The sequence below is a fragment of the Streptococcus sp. 400_SSPC genome (assembly GCF_001072745.1).
Lineage (GTDB): Bacteria > Bacillota > Bacilli > Lactobacillales > Streptococcaceae > Streptococcus > Streptococcus xiaochunlingii.
In genome coordinates, this window is record NZ_JVIQ01000007.1 from 1 (window position 1) to 18,134 (window position 18,134).

Sequence of the window (18,134 nt, forward strand, 5' to 3'; positions counted from 1 at the left end):
CACAGTTGAGTAGGGCTGTAAAAGCTGATGAAATCAGCGTAGTAGAGCCCACTCAACCACTGCATCTTGCTCGACAATCCAAAAACAATTGAGAGGCTAGGACTTTTGTCCCAGCCTTTTCAACTCTTATGCTTGCTTATCTTTCTTAGGGTTACTCATAACCCGTATGAAGAGTTCTTTGCATTTGTCTCTTAGAACTTTTTCGTAGAAGACGAGTATAGCGATGTCCGCAATCAGAAAGATCAAAGTCAGATAGAACAAGTCAAATGAACTGCGGGCATAGTAAGTCGCTGATAGATAGGAGGAGAAGGCTCCTAGAATCACCCAAGGAAGATACTTGATATACTTGTTTACCATCATACAGTACCTCACATACTTTAAAGGATTTGTTTTTTCACTATCATTGTACTCCTTTTAAACAAAAATGCAAGCGATTACATAGATAAGTTTTGAAAAACCAATGCTAGTTGGCATTGGTCATTTTTCTTTTTTGATGGCGTTGGTAAGAATGGTAGAGTTTCAAGACGACAGACCCGCTAGCCATCCCGATAGAGATAACCAAGGCCAGAATAACAACTAGGGTCACACTGGTCACGGCTTGCTGATATTGGCCACTAACAAAGAAGGAGGTGGTCCGATAGGAAATATATCCAGGAACCAAAGGAGCGAGAATAGCTAGCATAAAGACAACGACAGGCGTCTTGTAGATGATACTTAAAATTTGACTGATACAAGAACCGACAATGGCGGCGATAAAAGTCGCAATGATAACATTGGTAGGTCCTTTCAAGATATAGTAGAGCAACCAAATAGCCATCCCTAAAATTCCTCCAGGGAGTAGCATGGAACGTTGCACGTTGAGGACGATTAAAAAGGTAATGATGGCAATCAAACTCGCCACGGCTTGGATTAAAAATTCGATTAGATTCATGATTCTATTTCATAAGGACAAGAGCGACGGTCGTTCCGGCACCAAGGGCAAGAGTAATGAGCAGGGTCTCAAAGAGTTTACTCATCCCAGAGTTGAGGTGGTTGTTCATCAGATCCCTGACGGCATTGGTCATGGCAATCCCAGGAACGAAAGGCATGACACAACCAGCAATTATGAGATCGGTATTGGAAGGAAAACCACTATAGCGGGCCCAAATATGGGCCAAAAAGCCAAAGACAAAGGCTGCCGCAAAAGCAGTGGCAAAAGGGATGCGCACGTATTTCTCAACTACTAGAGAGAAAGCATAGGCAAAGACAGTCGCAATACCTGCTCCTATCGCATCATAAAAATTCCCGCCAAACATAATGGAGAAAAAAGGAGCACTTAGAGTAGCCGCAATGGTTAACTGTAGATTGGTATAAGGCACTGCCTTCTGCTTCAATTGGATCAAGGCTTGGTAGGCTTCTTCGAGATTGATGTGCCCAGAGACTAATTGGCGAGAAATCTGATTGACATCACAGACCTTCTCGATATTGTAATTGGTCCGCAGGATCCGCTTCATCCGCGTGATATTGGCATTTTCGATTGAAAAGAAAATAGCGACTGGCATCGCTAAGGCATTGCAATCATCGATTCCTTGAGAATGAGCAATCCGGATCATGGTATCCTCCACCCGATGGATTTCAGAACCACTCTCTAAAAGGAGGGTTCCTGCCAACATGAGGACATCAATCACGCGGTCCATATCTTTAGACGCTTCCATTGTTCTTCCTGTTCTGTTAATAGATTGCTTCCATTATATCAAAATTTCACTGATTTGTACTAGTGTTACCACGGATTTAGTCAAGACAGGACAAGAAAAAACCAGCCGTTTCCGACTGGTTTGAAAAATCTATTTGAATCTTAGCTCAATGCATCATCCATAGAAAGAACTTCGTGGAAGACACGTTGTGTCAATTCAGTTTTTTGTTCTGGAGTGAGGTATTTAGTGTTTACACAGTATCCAGAGATACGAACGATAACGTCTTCACCGCTCATGATCTTTTCGTAAACGTCTGACAAGTCCATAACGTTCAAGTTAACGTGTTGTCCACCGTTTTCGAAGTATCCATCAAGGATAGTTACCAAGTTGTCTACTTGTTCGTCACGAGTTTTACCAAGAGCACGAGGTGACACTTGAGTAGTGAGTGAGATACCGTCAGCTGCGTAACCAAAGTCAAGGCTAGCAAGTGAGTTCAAGTTTTGCAACCATCCACCTTTCGCTTTGTTAGATGGGTTAGCACCTGGTGAGAAGAATTCCAATTTGCTTGTGTTCACAGAACCATCTTCGTTGAGGTATACCCCTTTGTGGACTGGTGAGTTACCAGTTTGTTTAGAGTAAGCAACGTTAGAAGTGATAGTCAAAAGTGAAACTGTAGCTTCTGCATTCTTGTAAAGTTTGTGGCTGCGAAGACGAGTAGTGTAAGCTTCGATCAACCATTCTGCCAATTCGTTAGAACGTGGGTCATCTTCACCCCAACGTGGGTATTCACCGATTGTTTCGTAATCGTAGATGTAGCCATCTTCGTCACGGATTGGTTTAACAGTAGCGTATTTGATTGCTGACAAAGTATCAACAGTGTTAGCGAATCCACAGATACCGAATCCCATGTTAGCGCGTTGGTGAGTTGGCAAGAAGGCCATTTGAACAGCTTCGTAGTTGTACTTATCAGTCATGTAGTGGATGATGTTCAAAGCATCTACGTAAGTGTCAGTCAACCAGTCAAGTGATTTTTCGAAGTTTGCTTTAACAGATTCGAATTCAAGAACTTCGTCACGGATAGGATCGATGTCAAATACTTTGTAGTCTTTATGAACGTCGTCGTAACCACCGTTCAAACCAGTAAGAAGAGCTTTAAGAACGTTTACACGAGCACCAAAGTATTGGATGTTGTGGCGTTGTTCTTCGTTTTCTGGGTCAAGTGGAGATACACAACATGAGATACAGCTCATTTCACCGTATCCGTCTTTAGCCATAGTAGTTACACCTTCGTATTGGATAGAAGAGTGTTTGTGGCTCATGTGCATACAGTAGCGACGGAAGCTGTATGGTAATTTGTCAGTCCAAAGAACTGTCAAGTTTGGTTCTGGAGAGTTACCGATGTTGTCCAACGTGTTCAAGAAACGGAAGTCCATCTTCGTAACACGGTGACGTCCGTCGTTACCCATACCAGCCATAGAAGTTGTGATGAAGGTTGGGTCACCTGAGTACAATTGGTCGTAAGCTTTTGTACGAGCAAATTTAACAGTACGCAATTTCATAACGAAATCGTCAACGAATTCTTGGATTTCAGATTCAGTGTAAGTACCACGAGCCAAGTCACGTTCAGCGTAGATATCCAAAACGATTGGCACACGTCCAAGAGAAGTAGCAGCACCGTTGATCACACGGCAGACAGCCATGAAGGCGATGTTTGTCCATTGGATTGCTTCTTTTGTATCGAAGGCAGGACGACGTACGTCTACACCATAAAGGTCACCCAATTTAACAACTTCTTGAAGTGCTTGGTATTGAAGGTTTACTTCTTCACGAAGACGGATTGATTCTTCATCGATTTCAGTAATCGCGTTCCAGTCGTTTGCTTTTTCAGCCATCAAGTAGTCAGCTCCGTAAAGGGCCAAACGAGCATAAACCCCGATGATACGTCCACGTGAGTATGCATCTGGAAGACCAGTTACTGTGTGAGCGTGACGTGCACGACGGATGTTTGTAGTATAAGCACGGAAGATACCGTCGTTAACTGTTGTTACATATTTAGTGAAGATTTCATGCACAGCTGGATCTGGCTCATATCCATTTTCTTTCAAAGTAGTTTCCGCCATACGGATACCACCACGAGGCATGAAGTTCAATTTGAACAATTCATCGTTTTGGATACCGAAGATCACTTCGTTTTCTTTGTCGATGTATCCAGCTGCGATATCAGCGATAGAAGTTGGACGAGTATCGTATGGGAAACGAGTTTCTTCGTAGTGTGCTTTTGTTTCTTCAACAATCTTCTTGATGTGAAGTGAACGTTCTGTTGGGCCAGCTAGGAAGCTTTCGTCTCCATCATATGGAGTGTAGTTAGCTTGTACAAAGCGTGAGACACTGGCTCTTTCTTTCCAGTCTTCACCTTGGAAGCCTTCCCAGGCTTTGTCAAAAATGTCTTGTGCTTCAACAACTGTTTTAACAACCATGTTTAAATCCTCTTTTGTCTTTCTAGCAACAAATCTGTTGCACTTACAATAGTAGTATACCATATGGAAATCGGTTTCACAAAGGGAATAGCAAAAAGATTTTGGATTCTTTTATAATACAGAAGGGGATATATGGATAAACTGTATTATATTTTTGTCTTGGGAGAAGTGAAAATTAGTAGGAAAAAATCGTTGATAGGGATATAATGAAAGAGGAGGTTGCCCATGCTCATATTTCCTTTAGTCAATGATACGAGCCGTAAAATCATTCATATCGATATGGATGCCTTTTTTGCGTCCGTTGAAGAGCGTGACCATCCTGAATTGAAGGGAAAGCCTGTCATTATTGGCCATGATCCCCGTTTGTCTGGCGGAAGAGGAGTGGTGTCGACTTGTAATTACGAAGCCAGAAAATATGGTGTCCATTCGGCTATGAGTTCCAAAGAGGCCTATGAACGGTGTCCTCAGGCAGTTTTCATCCCTGGAAACTACGAGAAGTACCAGGCAGTCGGTCTCCAAGTCAGAGAAATATTTAAACGCTACACCGATCTGATTGAGCCTATGAGCATTGATGAAGCCTATCTGGATGTGACCAACAATAAGCTTGGTCTTCAGTCTGCTGTCAAGGTAGCTCGCTTGATTCAGCATGCTATTTGGAATGAATTGCACCTAACTGCTTCTGCCGGAGTTTCCTACAATAAGTTTCTAGCAAAAATTGCCAGTGATTACCAGAAGCCTCAGGGACTGACCGTCATTTTACCCGAGCAAGCTCAAGACTTTTTAAGTCAGCTGGATGTTGCTAAGTTTCATGGTGTGGGGAAACGGACAGTGGAGCGACTTCATGATTTGGGAATTTATACTGGTGCAGATCTCTTAGAAGTGCCGGAAATGACTCTCATCGATCACTTCGGTCGTTTTGGTTTTGATCTCTATCGAAAGGCTCGGGGGATTCATAATAGTCCGGTTAAGAGCAATCGCATTCGCAAGTCCATTGGGAAGGAACGCACCTATCGAAAATTGCTGGTGGCCGAGGATGATGTGCTAAAAGAATTAACCAACCTATCTGAAAAGGTAGCGAGCAGTTTGGCCAAGCATCAGAAAATTGGTAAGACCTTGGTGCTAAAGATTCGTTATGCCGATTTTACGACCTTGACCAAGAGACGAAGTTTAGAGGAAGCAACTAGAGACCCTGAAGCCATTCAGAGACTGGCCCAGGAGCTCTACCAAAGCCTAGAAAGTAACTCCTTAGGTATTCGCCTTTTAGGGGTGACCCTCACTAATTTTTCTTCCGAGTCTCGGGAAACCCATGAAGGATCTCTAATAGAAGAAACCCCGTAGGTATACTTGACCTACGGGGAATTTTTAGCTAGTTTTTGAAGAACTGTTGAATCTCTTCCTCGGTGAGGCCAATCATGGGATCAATGCTTAAGTAATTGTCCTCTGTTAATCGATAGCCTTGTTGAGAAGCTTGGGAAGCAGGTGAGTCAGAGCGGTTTTCAACTGAGAAGAGCTCCCTTTGGGGCTCTGTTTTTTTTATGGGCTCTTCCAGGTGGACAGGGCTCTGTGAGGCAGAGTCTCTACGTTGAGGAACCCCATCCGAAAAACGCTCAATCAGATAGGTTTTGCGAGCGGTTCCGGTATTCTTTGTCGCAAAGTCAAATGCAGTGTATTCTCCCAGGAGGATGAGTTTGCTTTTCGAACGGGTAATGGCTGTGTAGATCAGATTGCGTTGGAGCATGCGGTGGCTCTGATTGGTCAGAGGAAGGATGACCACAGGAAATTCGCTTCCCTGTGACTTGTGGATGCTCATGGCATAAGCCAGGCGAATCTTGTACCATTCATTGCGGGGGTAGACCAATTCATTGCCATCAAATTGGATGGTGAGTTCATCTTGCTTGGATTCGGTATACTTAGCTGGCAAGAGGTCGGTGATGTAGCCAATATCACCGTTAAAGACATTGCTTTCGGCATCATTGACCAGGTGGATGACCTTGTCACCATTTCGATACTGGCAATCCAGTGTTTGAAAGAATAGAGCACCCGTTTCTAATGGATTGAGGAGCTCTTGCATGAGACTGTTAATCTGGTCAATGCCTGCAGAACCTCGATACATCGGAGCGAGGACCTGGATGTCTCGAGCCGGAATGCCGTTGCGAAGAGCAGCGCTGGTAATTTTTTCAATCATGGGAGCGATGAGCTCACTCGGTGCTTCAAAGTAGGAACGATCAGGTTTTTTCTCTGTGAAATCAGGAGGCAGTTGGCCTTTGCGAATCTGACTGGCCAAAGTGACGATAGTCGAATCTTCACTTTGACGGAAGATGTGTTCCAGTTTGACTTGAGGGATGCTGGGGATCTGTAGGAGATCGGACAAGACTTGCCCAGGACTCACAGAAGGAAGCTGATCGGCATCTCCAACGATTAAGAGTTTGGTATTGGAGGAGATATTGCTGAGAAGCTGATTGGCCAGCCAAGTATCCACCATAGAGAATTCATCGACAATGACAAAATCCGCATCGAGATAATCATCCAAGTGGCTCGTGTCGTCGTCTCCCGTCATTCCTAAGTGACGATGAATGGTGGCGCTCGGAAGACCTGTCAGTTCACTCATTCGACGGGCTGCTCGACCGGTTGGAGCAGCTAAGAGGATTGGTAATTGAGATTTTTTCCGAAGATCCAATTGGTGCAGGCGGGCATAGGTTCCGATAATTCCATTGATAACGGTTGTTTTCCCTGTTCCTGGTCCACCTGTTAGCACGAAGACCTTTTGCTGGATGGCTTCCCGGATAGCCTTCCGTTGGATGGGATCGTAGTGGATATGGAGATCTTCTTCAATGTCATCGATCGTTTGTTCGATTTTTTCTGCTTCGAAAGATTCTTGCTTTCCTTTTTCTAACAGGCGACCGATATGGCTTCGGATCCCTTCTTCTGCAAAGAAGAGGCTGTTGTTGAAAATCTTAGTGTCAATGTTTTGCACCTTGTCTTCTTCGATGAGACTGGCCAATTCTTGGGCGACGCTGGCTGGATCGAGCTCGACTGGACGAGATGCTTCTAAGAGTTGGATGGTGGCTTGGAGCAATTCTTTGGCTTCAACGTAGGTGTCCCCTGTTTCTAAGGAGAGGGTTAAAAGACTATGAACCAGTCCTGCTCGGAAGCGTTCAGGTGCATCACTGGCAATCCCTAATTCTTCTGCTAATTGGTCGGCAATTTTAAAGCCCATTCCTTGAATATCTTCGACCAGTTGATAAGGAGCTGATTCGACGATTTGCAAGGTTTCTTCCTTGTAGAAATCCTGGATTTGGAAGGCTAGTTTATTAGGGATGCCATAGTTAGCAAGTTGGGCGAGGACCCGTTCCGTACCATAGTTGAGCTGTAGTTTTTCGACAAAGGCCTCGCGATTCTTTTTAGAAAGTCCGGAGATAGAGGCCAGTTTTTCAGGTGCTTGCAGAATTTTATCAATGGTATCCTCGCCATAGAGATCCACGATTTTTTGGGCCGTTTTGAGTCCGATCCCTTTAAAATGGTCGCTAGAAAAGTATTTCACCAAGCCTTTGCTAGTGGGTTTGGCTCGTTCATAGCGATTCATTTGCAACTGTTGGCCATATTTCGGATGATGGACCAGTTCTCCCCAGAAGGTATAATCTTCTCCTTCGACGATATCTGCCATCGTTCCAGTGACGATAATGTCAAAGTCATCATAGTCCTCTGCATCTGTATCATTGATATCCAACAATAAGATACGGAAAAAACTACTTTGATTTTCAAAAATGACCCGCTCAATGGTTCCTGAGAAATAGTATTCCATGCAGAGTTTCCTTTTAAGTAATGGTCTGAGAGAGCTTATCTCTCATGAAGATATTGAAAGAGATTGGAACAAGAGTCCCAACCTCATCATGGGTTAATAAGTCTGGAATGGAAGGAGTGGCCAGAGGCGAAGGACGGCTTCCCCTTTGATTTGTTCCTTCTTGAAAGCCCCCACCTGGCGGCTATCTTTTGAAACGATTCGATCATCACCAAGGAGTAGATACTCATCATCCAAGAGCTTTTTCGTGAAGGTCGCACTTCCATCTCTATCAACGGTGAAAGCTTCGGCAATCTGTGCCATTTGGCGGAAGAGTTCTCCATTTTCTTCGAACCCTTTTCCAGAATAGGTTGATTGCAATTTATCTTCTTTAAATTTTTGAATGTAGTCTTTCAAGTAAGGCTCGTCAGTTTCTTTGCCGTTGATATAGAGGACATCGTTTTTGTACTCGATGGTCTCACCAGGGAGTCCAATGACCCGTTTAACGATTTCTTTGGTTTTTCCATTTTCTGTTTCACTAGCGACCACGATATCAAAACGGTCGATAGGCAGTTTATTGATAACGAGAAGGTATTCACTATCTGCCAAGGTCGGATCCATAGAATGGCCATCGACACGGACAGGCGTCCACAGATAAATACGAGAGAGAATAATGCCTCCAATAATGAGGCCGAAGAGCGCCCATTCTTTCAGGAAAGAACGGACTGGATTATTTGATTTTTTTGAACGTTTCATGCTTTATCTTTCTATCAATTTTTTTGCTTTTTCTGTATTTTTAAAATGAAGTTTGGCACTGTAGTCAAGGGCTTGAATGCCATAGGCCTTTAATAGTTGAGCAGCTACCTTGTCTGAGGGCGCACCAGCCCCACTAGGAAGGGTGTAGCCGAGTTCTTGACTCAAATCTTCCAGATTTTGGAGGAAGAGGTCACGGGCAATAATGGAACTCACAGCTACTGCCAAGTATTTTCCTTCGGCCTTCTCTTCTAGGGTGACGACTTGTGGGACCTGATTCGCTTCTGCTTGAACATAGCGATCATAGTTTTTCTTGGTCGTAAAGGCATCGACTACAATCTTTTGAGCTTTTGCCCCTTGTTGCAAGAGCAAAAAAATGGCTTGATTGTGAAGAGCAACCTTGACAGATACCGCATTGTAGCCAGAGGCGATGACCTGATTGTATTTTTTAGGTGTCAGCAGTAAGGCCTGATGCGGGATTTCTTGTTTGAGGATCGGTGCGAGAGCTCGAATTTTTCGATCATCTAAGGTTTTAGAATCCCCAACTCCTAGACTTTTTAAGCGGGCATGTTGCTCCGGGCTGACCAGTGAAGCCACGACGGCAAGCCCTCCAAAGTAAGAACCGTTCCCAACTTCATCCGTTCCGATTAAGGGGAAGTCTTGTCCAGCAAGTGCTTGGTCTATCGGATCTTGTTGGTAACCGAAGAAGGCAGCATAGCGCGTGGCCTGATTACCTTGTAGGACAACCTTTCCTGATGTGTAAATCGAAATGGTTGCACCAGGAGCCTTAAAAAAATATCGGATATATGGATTTTTTGAAGGTAGCAGGTGGTCTTGGTGCTGACCAACAAATGCTTGGATGTCCTCGTTTTGAGGGGACAATGTAATTGTTTCCATAACCCTTATTGTATCATAAAAGCTAGATGAAAGGCCAGAAAAAGACCAGTCAAATTTAGTCTGAAAGAACTTCTTTTAGGCTAGCTTCAATTGCTTGAGGATCAGTTTTTGAAGAGAAGCGGTGGATGACTTGGCCTTGGCGATTGATCAAGAATTTGGCGAAATTCCATTCAATGCGGGAGCCCAAGGGACCACTAGCTTGTTCTTTTAACCATTGGTAGAGGGGGCTGGCTTCTTTCCCATTGACTTTTATTTTTGCGAAACGTGGGAAGCTGGTTCGGTAATGGAGGCTACAAAATTGATTAATCTCCTCCGCACTTCCCGGTGCTTGGCCCATAAATTGATTGCATGGAAAGTCAAGGATTTCAAATCCTTGATCATGGTAGCGCTCATAGAGCTCTTGCAATCCCTGGTATTGAGGAGTCAGACCGCAACCTGTTGCAGTATTGACGATGAGGAGTACTTGGCCTCGGTATGCTTCGAGGGAGAAGGGGCTCCCATCTTGGGCCATTACAGTGAAATCATAGATAGTCATTTTACACGTCCTTTCCTACTTTCTCTATTGTATCACGCTTGAGTCGAAAAAAGTTAAACCGTGGTCCTAGTGCTTCGGTATTTCCTATGGGAAGGGGATTTTCCTACTGACAAGCGGGCTAGATTTTGATATAATATCGTGAGGTGATTTTTATGTCCAGCTTAAATAGATACAAATTTACTTTCGGTAATAAATCGCTGACTCTTACAACTAATCATGATAATCTCTTTATGGAAGAGGTTGAACGGGTCGCGAAAGAAAAATATGAAGCGATTAAAGAACAAATGCCAGCTGCTGATGATGAGACCCTGGCCATTTTACTAGCAATCAATAGTTTGTCAACACAATTGAGTCGTGAGATTGAGTTTGACGATAAGGAAAAAGAATTGGAAGATTTTCGTCGCAAGGCCCTAGATGGCCTAGTCGGTAGATCATCTAATTAAGGGGAGTTGCATGTTTTCAATCCTGATTTTATTCATCCTAGCTTGGAGTTTTTATATTGGGTATTCACGAGGGATTTTGCTTCAAGGATATTATTTTTTAACCATGATTGTGGCCATGTTGGTCGCAGGATCAGGCTATCAGTCCTTGGCAAAAACCATTAGTCTATGGATTCCATTTTCGAGTGCAACACAAGCTTCAAAAAGCTATTTTTATGGTGCAGACCAACTCTTTCACTTAGACAAAGTTTTTTACGCTGGTTTGGCTTACTTCATCTTGTTTGTTTTAGTCTATGCGATAGGTCGAGTGATTGGACTCTTTATTCCCTTGATTCCAACGCCTGAAAAATGGGAGGAGTATCCGTTTCAGATTGCCAGTGGTGTGCTAGCTGTCCTAGTAACCTACTTTGTTCTGCAAATGGGATTCACGATTTTGTCAACCATCCCCATGGCAGCCATTCAAGATCGACTTCATGGAAGTTTCCTCATTCGATTTATGGTGCAGCATAGCCCCCTTACAGCAGGCCTCTTGAAACAACTTTGGGTTGTAAAAATCTTAGGTGCGTAATCACTTCTCATCATGTCTAACAGTTCATGAGAGTTATTATAGAAAGGAAGGGGAGGCTCAAACCAAAATCAGCCTCCTTTTCTGTTGTGGAGAAACATGAATCAAAAAATTCTCGAAACCTTAGAGTTTCAAAAAGTCAAAAACTTAGTAGAGCCCTATTTGCAAACGGAGCAGGGCGAAGTGGAGTTGCAGGAATTAGCCCCACTTACAAAAAAAGAAGCAATTGAAACCGCCTTTCTTGAAATGGCGGATATGGCTCAGATATTTGTGGAGCATCCGCATTTTAGCGTGCCCACCATCCAAGAAATTCGTCCAGTGACCAAGCGTTTAGAACTAGAAACATCGCTCAATATCGATGAATTGTTAGCGGTCAAGAAAGTCCTGCGCGTGACCCATGAATTGCGAAATTTTTATGATGAATTAGAAAATGTCCGCTTGGAAAAACTGGATCGGATATTTGAAAATCTAGTCGACCTTCCACAGTTGCAGGGAAGTCTCCATGCCATTAATGAGGCAGGATTTATTGAAAACTTTGCCAGTGAAACCTTGGCAAAAATTCGTCGACGGATTCAAGAGAATGAACACCAAGTGCGAGACATTTTACAAGAATTGTTGAAGACCAAGTCCGAAATGCTGGCTGATCAGGTCGTAGCGAGTCGGAATGGACGAAATGTCTTGCCAGTCAAAAACACCTACCGCAATCGGATTGCCGGTGTGGTGCACGATATTTCAGCCAGTGGAAATACCGTCTATATCGAACCTCGAGCGGTCGTCAATCTTAATGAAGATATTGCCAACCATCGTGCAGATGAACGCTTCGAGATGCTCCGGATCTTGGAAGAAATTTCAAACCTCCTTCGTCCTCATGCGGGGGAAATCCGAAACAATGCTTGGCTGATCGGTCATATTGACCTCGTTCGGGCCAAACATCGCTTTTTACAGGACCGAAAAGGAACTATTCCAACCTTGTCAGATCAAGGGGAGATTCAGCTCTTGCAGGTTCGCCATCCCTTGATTGAGAAGGCTGTTCCTAATGATATCCACTTTGGCAAAGACCTCACAGAGATTGTGATTACCGGACCGAATACGGGTGGGAAGACCATCATGCTCAAGACCCTGGGACTAGCCCAATTAATGGCCCAGTCGGGCTTGCCAATCCTAGCAGATGCTGGGAGTAAGGTAGCTGTCTTCACGCAAATCTTCTCTGATATCGGGGATGAGCAGTCGATCGAGCAGAGCCTGTCTACCTTCTCCAGTCACATGACCAATATTGTCTCTATTTTGGAGCAGGTCGATGAGGAATCCTTGGTCTTGCTGGATGAGTTGGGAGCTGGAACGGATCCTCAGGAAGGGGCTTCACTGGCGATCGCCATCCTAGAAGATCTCCGCTTACGAGGGATCAAGACCATGGCGACCACCCACTATCCAGAACTTAAGGCCTATGGGATTGAGACACTTGGTGTTCAAAATGCCAGCATGGAATTTGATACGGACAGCCTGCGTCCGACCTATCGGTTTATGCAGGGGGTACCAGGACGTTCCAATGCCTTTGAAATCGCGCGTCGTCTAGGCTTGTCAGAAGTGATTGTTCGTCAAGCGCAGGGGTTGACCAATCAGGATCGGGATGTCAACCGCATCATTGAAAAGTTGGAAGCTCAGACCCTAGAAAGTCGCAAACGACTCGAGTCCATCCGAGATGTTGAACAGGAAAATCTGAAATTCAACCGCGTCCTCAAGAAATTGTACAATGAGTTGACCCGAGAGCGGGAAACAGAGCTCAACAAGGCGCGTAAAGAAGCGCAAGAAATTGTGGATCTTGCTCTAGCAGAAAGCGATCAGATTTTGCAAGGTCTTCATGCCAAATCGCAACTCAAGCCCCATGAAATTATTGAAGCCAAGTCTCAGTTGAAAAAATTGGCCCCAGAAACAGTCGATCTATCGAAAAACAAGGTCTTGAAACAGGCTAAGAAAGCCCGTGCTCCAAAAGTCGGAGACGAGATCTTGGTCATCAGCTATGGACAAAGAGGAAGTCTTACCAAGCAGCTCAAGGATGGTCGTTGGGAAGCCCAAGTGGGACTGATCAAGATGACCTTGGAAGAAAAAGAATTTAATCTGTTGAAAGCTGAAAAAGATGCTTCTCAACCGAAAAAACGCCAGGTCCACGTAGTCAAACGTTCCAATGCCAATGGACCTCGGGCTCGCTTGGACCTTCGTGGCAAACGGTATGAGGAAGCCATGGAAGAATTGGACAGCTTTATCGACCAAGCCCTTCTCAATAATATGGCCCAAGTCGATATCATCCACGGTATCGGAACTGGGGTCATCCGGGAAGGAGTTACCAAGTACCTCCGTCGCAATAAGCATGTCAAAAGCTTCGAGTACGCTCCTCAAAATGCAGGAGGAAGCGGAGCGACAATTGTGACCTTTAAATAAGCAAAGAGTCAGTCGTGCCTTTTAATCAGGCACGCTTTTTGCTATAATACAGTCAGTTTAAACGGAAAGAAGGAAAGCATATGACCCCTAATCGTTCGTCCGATTCTTGTACTACCATACTTGTCGGAAAAGATGCCAGTTATGATGGTTCAACCATTGTAGCTCGCACGGAAGACTCTCAAAACGGAGTGTTTACTCCTAAGAAATTTATCGTTGTTCAGCCAGAGGATCAACCCCGTCATTATCGGTCGGTCCTATCTCCTTTTGAGATAGACCTGCCAGATAACCCTGTTCGTTACACAGCTGTTCCAGATGCCATTCCAAAAGATGGTATCTGGGGAGAAGCGGGGATCAATCGGTACAATGTGGCTATGAGTGAGACAGAGACCATTACGACCAATAGCCGAGTCTTGGGGGCGGACCCTCTGGTGGAAAGTGGAATTGGGGAGGAAGACATGCTGACCTTGGTCCTTCCTTATGTCCAGACTGCCCGAGAAGGAGTGCTTCGCTTGGGGAAAATCCTAGAAGAATACGGAACCTATGAGTCTAACGGAGTAGCTATCAGCGATGTCAATGAGATCTGGTGGTTGGAAACCATCGGTGGTCATCACTGGATGGCCCGCCGTGTGCCAGACGATGCCTATGTGACCAATCCCAATCAATTGGGAAGTGATCGCTTTGAGTTTGATCGCCCGGAAGAGTTTTTATGTGACCCAGACTTGAAAGATTTTGTGGAACGCCATCACCTGGCCTTGGATTTTGACGGTTCGTCTTTTAACCCTCGTTATGCTTTTGGGAGCCAACGAGATAAGGACCGCCATTACAACACGCCACGGGCTTGGGATATTCAACGATTCCTCAACCCAGAAGTGGAGCAAGATCCTCGTTCCTTCTTCCTTCCTTGGTGTCAAAAACCTTACCGCAAGATTACGATTGAAGATGTCAAATATGTCCTCAGCAGTCACTACCAGGATTCAGCCTATGATCCTTACGCTTTAGAAGGGGATAGTCATAGTCGTCGGACCTTCCGTACCATTGGCATTAACCGGACCAGCCAGACGGCCATTCTCCAGTTGCGGCCAAATCGTCCTCAAGAGACAACCGGGATTCAATGGCTTTGCTATGGGTCAATGCCTTTCAATACGGCCGTTCCTTTCTTTACCCAGGTCGATACGACACCGGATTATTTTGCCAATACGACAGAAAAAGTGACGACAGATTCCTTCTATTGGACCAATCGAATCATTGCTGGTCTGGCAGATGCCCACTATAGTCATCATGTTGGAGATTTAGAAGATTACCAAGAAAGCACTATGGCCCTTGGGCATGCCCGGATTGGACGAGTGGATCAAGCCTTGGCAGCAGGACAAACCGTTGATTTCGAAAGAGAAAATCAGGAAATGAGTGATCAGATTCAAGAAGCGACGGATTGCTTATTGGATAAGGTCTTGTTGGATGCTAGTAACCTGATGACCAACCATTTCTCTTTGAGTGACTAGTTGGACCAAGTTGTACTATTTCATGATAGTTTCTGAAAATATTGATTTTCTTTTCAAATTATGCTAAAATAGAACAAATTGAACATCATACCGGATGAAGTTTTTCAGAAGTAGGGCCTTCCTATGACTGTGAAATGGACGGAACTCTGGAGAGACCGTAAAGGCACCGAAGGGGCAAGGTAGAGCATTCTACTCAAACTCTCAGGTAAAAGGACAGAGCAAAAGATAGAAGCCTTTTTGGTTTTTATTTGGAGCACCAGAGTACATGTTTTGACATGTGCTCTTTCTTTTTCTCTTTGGATGATTGCTTGGATGATGTGGAGGAAGTGGATGGCTATCCCTTTCTAAAGCTAGACAAATGATAAAAGGAGAAATAGATAAGGATGACAAATTGGTTGGCGTTTTTTAAACAAGTAGATAATGTGGTCTGGGGGGCTCCCCTTTTGATCCTCTTGGTGGGGACTGGGATTTATCTGAGCTTACGCTTGGGCTTGCTTCAAGTTTTTCGTTTACCCCAAGCCTTTCGGCTCATTTTTACAGAAGATCAAGGAGAAGGGGATATCTCTAGCTTCGGAGCCTTGGCAACAGCCTTGGCGGCGACAGTTGGGACAGGAAATATTGTCGGAGTAGCGACAGCGATTCAGACAGGTGGCCCAGGTGCCCTCTTTTGGATGTGGATGGCAGCCTTCTTTGGAATGGCGACCAAGTATGCAGAAGGTTTGTTGGCCATTCGCTACCGAACCAAGGATGACAATGGTCACATTTCTGGTGGTCCGATGTACTACATTCTTCACGGGATGGGAGAGAAGTGGCGTCCCCTTGCCATCTTCTTTGCCCTAACAGGTGTCTTGGTGGCTCTCTTTGGGATTGGAACCATGACCCAGGTGAATGCCATTACGGGCGCTTTGAAGACTAGTTTTCAACTTTCTCCTCAAGTCGCTAGTCTGGTCATTGCAGGAATTGTATCGGCTGTCATATTTGGGGGAATTCATTGGATTTCCAAGGTTTCAGAAAAGGTGGTTCCTTTTATGGCTGCAGCCTATATCTTTGCGACAGTTTATATTATTGTCTTGAATATGGACCAAGTGCCGACCGTTCTATCCCAAGTTTTCCAAGGTGCTTTTACAAGAACCGCGGCTATCGGTGGTTTTTCTGGAGCCTTGGTGAAAGAGGCAGTTCAAAAAGGGGTGGCGCGTGGAGTTTTCTCCAATGAGTCAGGACTGGGATCTGCGCCGATTGCAGCAGCCGCAGCGAAGACGGAAGAGCCAGTGGAGCAAGGTTTGATTTCTATGACTGGGACCTTCATCGATACCATTATTATTTGTAGCCTAACTGGTCTAGCTATTTTAGTATCTGGCCAGTGGACAACAGTGGGGCAAGTTGGGAGTGATTTGACCCAACAGGTCTTTATTTCGACCTTTGGCCACATCGGTGGGATCATTCTGACCCTTTGTTTGGTCCTGTTTGCGACGACGACCATTTTGGGTTGGTCTTATTATGGTGAACGCTGTGTCGAATTTTTGGCGGGTGTCAAACTCATTCCCTATTACCGTCTTCTGTTTATCCTGATGGTGGGGGTAGGAGGCTTTCTTCAGTTGGAGTTAGTCTGGATCATTGCCGATATTGTGAATGGACTGATGGCCTTGCCGAATCTCATCGCCTTGTTAGCCTTATCGCCTATTGTTCTAAAGGAAAGCAAACGATATTTTAAGAAAAAGAAATAGACCAAATCGTGTGATCTGGTCTTTCTGTCTTAATAGCGTTTTTCTTTGGGCCAATCTTTCATTTCAGAAATGGCTGTAAAGAGGACGTCTGTTGATGAGTTGAGGGCTGTTTCACAAGAATCTTGGATAACGCCGATAATGAAGCCTACACTAACCACTTGCATAGCGATATCATTGTCGATACCAAAGAGGCTGCAGGCGACAGGAATCAAGAGGAGGGAACCACCAGCTACTCCAGAAGCCCCACAGGCTGAAACAGCTGCAACGATACTGAGGACCAGGGCAGTCCCAAAATCGACTTGAATGCCTAAGGTGTTGACAGCAGCTAGGGTCAAGGTATTAATGGTAACGGCAGCTCCGGCCATATTAATAGTAGATCCCAGAGGGATAGAGACCGAGTAAGTATCAGGGTTGAGACCTAGTTCCTTACAGAGCTTCATATTGACAGGGATGTTAGCAGCAGAGCTTCTAGTAAAGAAGGCAGTCAGTCCACTGACTCGTAGACATTTGAAGACGAGCGGATAAGGATTTTTGCGAATCATGATGTAGACAAAAATCGGGTTGATGACTAGAGCGACGAAGAACATGGTGCCAACCAAGAGAAGTAAGAGGAGGCCATAGCTCTTAAGTCCATCAAATCCTTGTCCTGCAATCGTTGTATAGACCAAGCCAAGAATCCCAAATGGCGCAAGGTTAATGATCCATTCGACAATCTTGGAAGTGATATCTGCCAGGGTTTGAAGGAGGTCCTTGCTGTGCTCACTCGCTTCTCTCATAGCAACACCAAAGACGACGGCCCAGGATAGAATCCCGATATAATTGGCCTGAATAAGGGCATTGAGCGGGTTGTCCACGATTTTTAAGAGAAGGTTGCTGATGACTTCCCCTAGTCCATCGGGAGAAGTTCCTTCAGCACTAGTTCCTGTTAAAGAAATGGTAATAGGAAAGAGATAGTTCACCAGGACCGCTACCAAGGCTGCCGCAAAAGTTCCCAGGAGGTAGAGGACAATGACTGATTTCATATTGGTTTGGGTTCCCTTTTGGTGCTGGGAGAGGGCGTTAGCGACAAGGGCGAAGACTAGAAGAGGAGCAATAGCCCGCAAACCTCCTACAAAGATTTCCCCTAATAGACCAATTGCAGATGCTTTAGGAAGTAGCAGAGCTAAAAGGGCTCCAACGAAGATTCCGATTGCAATCCGCTTCATCAGGTTGGTTTTGTTCCAAGTTTGAATGAGTCGTTTGACCATAAGGACCTCCTTTATTGAAAGTTTACCGTCCATTATACGATAGATAAGTCTTAAAATCAAGGTGAGCATAAGAGGAGGTTAGTGGTTCTAAAGGTTAAAATCTGATATAA

General features: G+C 44.8%; 15 protein-coding genes and 1 riboswitch. Of the genes, 6 read left to right on the forward strand and 9 right to left on the reverse strand.

The genetic code is table 11. The features are described from left to right. Window positions 1-126: 126 nt before the first annotated feature. The 4 genes from ADH49_RS01345 to pflB form a co-directional block, all read right to left on the reverse strand. Window positions 127-357 (reverse strand): hypothetical protein, encoded by a 231-nt coding sequence (locus ADH49_RS01345; protein ID WP_048688394.1) that lies wholly within the window; start codon window positions 355-357, stop codon window positions 127-129. Window positions 358-463: 106 nt separating this feature from the next. After that, window positions 464-931 carry a threonine/serine exporter family protein gene (locus tag ADH49_RS01350; RefSeq protein WP_048688397.1) on the reverse strand — a complete coding sequence of 156 codons (468 nt, stop codon included), beginning with the start codon at window positions 929-931 and terminating at the stop codon, window positions 464-466. 4 nt (window positions 932-935) lie between these two features. Beyond that, the gene (locus tag ADH49_RS01355) at window positions 936-1,694 is read right to left on the reverse strand and encodes a threonine/serine exporter family protein (protein WP_048688400.1); all 759 of its coding nucleotides are present in this window, start codon (window positions 1,692-1,694) and stop codon (window positions 936-938) included. Window positions 1,695-1,834: 140 nt separating this feature from the next. Continuing rightward, a complete protein-coding gene (gene pflB, locus ADH49_RS01360; RefSeq protein WP_048688403.1) occupies window positions 1,835-4,150 on the reverse strand; it encodes a formate C-acetyltransferase in 2,316 nt (771 codons plus the stop codon). Between the two features lie 225 nt (window positions 4,151-4,375). Here pflB and dinB point away from each other — a divergent pair, with 225 nt between their 5' ends. Further along, complete coding sequence (gene dinB, locus ADH49_RS01365; RefSeq protein ID WP_048688406.1) at window positions 4,376-5,488, forward strand: DNA polymerase IV; 1,113 nt, start codon at window positions 4,376-4,378, stop codon at window positions 5,486-5,488. 28 nt (window positions 5,489-5,516) lie between these two features. On the opposite strand, the gene ADH49_RS01370 is transcribed toward dinB, so the two are convergent. The 4 genes from ADH49_RS01370 to ADH49_RS01385 all read right to left on the reverse strand — a co-directional run bounded on the left by ADH49_RS01370 (window position 5,517) and on the right by ADH49_RS01385 (window position 10,113). Beyond that, on the reverse strand, window positions 5,517-7,952 hold the full coding sequence (locus ADH49_RS01370) for an ATP-dependent RecD-like DNA helicase (protein ID WP_048688409.1): 2,436 nt from the start codon (window positions 7,950-7,952) through the stop codon (window positions 5,517-5,519). 93 nt (window positions 7,953-8,045) lie between these two features. After that, window positions 8,046-8,684: a signal peptidase I gene (gene lepB, locus ADH49_RS01375; RefSeq protein ID WP_048688413.1), complete on the reverse strand. Its 639-nt coding sequence runs from the start codon at window positions 8,682-8,684 to the stop codon at window positions 8,046-8,048. A gap of 3 nt (window positions 8,685-8,687) precedes the next feature. Beyond that, on the reverse strand, window positions 8,688-9,578 hold the full coding sequence (rnhC, locus tag ADH49_RS01380; protein ID WP_048688416.1) for a ribonuclease HIII: 891 nt from the start codon (window positions 9,576-9,578) through the stop codon (window positions 8,688-8,690). Between the two features lie 55 nt (window positions 9,579-9,633). Continuing rightward, the gene (locus ADH49_RS01385) at window positions 9,634-10,113 is read right to left on the reverse strand and encodes a glutathione peroxidase (protein WP_048688419.1); all 480 of its coding nucleotides are present in this window, start codon (window positions 10,111-10,113) and stop codon (window positions 9,634-9,636) included. Window positions 10,114-10,265: 152 nt separating this feature from the next. Here ADH49_RS01385 and zapA point away from each other — a divergent pair, with 152 nt between their 5' ends. From zapA to ADH49_RS01410, 5 genes are all read left to right on the forward strand, one after another. After that, window positions 10,266-10,556 (forward strand): cell division protein ZapA, encoded by a 291-nt coding sequence (gene zapA / locus ADH49_RS01390; RefSeq protein ID WP_023024429.1) that lies wholly within the window; start codon window positions 10,266-10,268, stop codon window positions 10,554-10,556. Window positions 10,557-10,566: 10 nt separating this feature from the next. After that, window positions 10,567-11,121 carry a CvpA family protein gene (locus ADH49_RS01395; protein WP_048688423.1) on the forward strand — a complete coding sequence of 185 codons (555 nt, stop codon included), beginning with the start codon at window positions 10,567-10,569 and terminating at the stop codon, window positions 11,119-11,121. A 96-nt stretch (window positions 11,122-11,217) separates the two neighbouring features. After that, window positions 11,218-13,554, forward strand: a complete 2,337-nt coding sequence (locus ADH49_RS01400) for an endonuclease MutS2 (protein ID WP_048688427.1) — start codon at window positions 11,218-11,220, stop codon at window positions 13,552-13,554. Window positions 13,555-13,634: 80 nt separating this feature from the next. Further along, the gene (locus tag ADH49_RS01405) at window positions 13,635-15,053 is read left to right on the forward strand and encodes a C69 family dipeptidase (RefSeq protein ID WP_048688430.1); all 1,419 of its coding nucleotides are present in this window, start codon (window positions 13,635-13,637) and stop codon (window positions 15,051-15,053) included. A gap of 136 nt (window positions 15,054-15,189) precedes the next feature. Beyond that, window positions 15,190-15,280: riboswitch (glycine riboswitch) on the forward strand. A gap of 156 nt (window positions 15,281-15,436) precedes the next feature. After that, window positions 15,437-16,777 (forward strand): alanine/glycine:cation symporter family protein, encoded by a 1,341-nt coding sequence (locus tag ADH49_RS01410; RefSeq protein ID WP_048688433.1) that lies wholly within the window; start codon window positions 15,437-15,439, stop codon window positions 16,775-16,777. 29 nt (window positions 16,778-16,806) lie between these two features. On the opposite strand, the gene sstT is transcribed toward ADH49_RS01410, so the two are convergent. After that, entirely contained in the window at window positions 16,807-18,024 is a 1,218-nt protein-coding gene (sstT, locus tag ADH49_RS01415) for a serine/threonine transporter SstT (RefSeq protein WP_048688436.1), read from the reverse strand. Window positions 18,025-18,134 lie beyond the last annotated feature (110 nt).